1 protein-coding gene is annotated in these 754 nt (G+C 51.2%); it reads left to right on the plus strand.

The window, feature by feature from the left end; genetic code table 11:
• Nucleotides 1–206, plus strand: a 206-nt coding sequence (locus C5B91_RS21175) for a hypothetical protein (protein WP_233547867.1), incomplete at its 5' end; no start/stop codon positions are given.
• Nucleotides 207–754 lie beyond the last annotated feature (548 nt).

Here is a 754-nt window from a genome sequence, read left to right on the forward strand (position 1 = left end):
CGGAGGAGTACGAGAGTGACGTGATCGTCGACGACGATATCGAGGCTGCGATACTCGATACGGTCAATCACTACAACACGATCTGTGTCGGACTTTCCGAACGGAGCGAGGCATCTCGAATCATGTTCGGGACGATTGCAGAGCGCATCAGTCAGGAAGCGACGAGTAACGTCGGGATCGTGCGTGGCTCTGGTGACGACAAGTGAATTATCCTGCCCTACCGCTCGCCTAACGACTCGCGCTTTAGGGTGTCGACAGAACTCTCTGAGCTCTAACCAGAAGTCTGTGACTTCTGGTGATGGGCCTTCCTGTTTCCACGACGCGCTTTTTTTTTTCAACCCTGGATTAATTTTATATAGCGACATATAATATACTCTTGGTTCCCCTCACAGAGGCCCACTTTTACTAATCGGCGTTGTGTAGAGTCCACTCCCGCATCAGCCAAAGTATTAACTCACTGTGAGAAAGTCGGTGAGTAATGAAAATCTGCAGCTCAGAATCACCCCAACACGCAGCGAGCAGGTTACTCCCCGTGAGAAGGCGTGAACTCGGAGGCTGACTCCCGGGGTTTGGATGCTAATGAGAAGGGTTCAGGACAAAAATCTTCAACAACGGGGTTAGCACTTGATGGCCAAACATCTGCAGAAAAGTACAGCTAGACTGTGCCCTTGGACCTACCTCGTTTCTGGCGTGTCCTCCTCGGGCTCCTGAAGAGGAAGATCGCGCTTGTGTACAATAGCGAGTTTCCAATCAG

This window comes from Haloferax sp. Atlit-10N, assembly GCF_003586325.1.
Taxonomy (GTDB): Archaea; Halobacteriota; Halobacteria; order Halobacteriales; family Haloferacaceae; genus Haloferax; species Haloferax prahovense.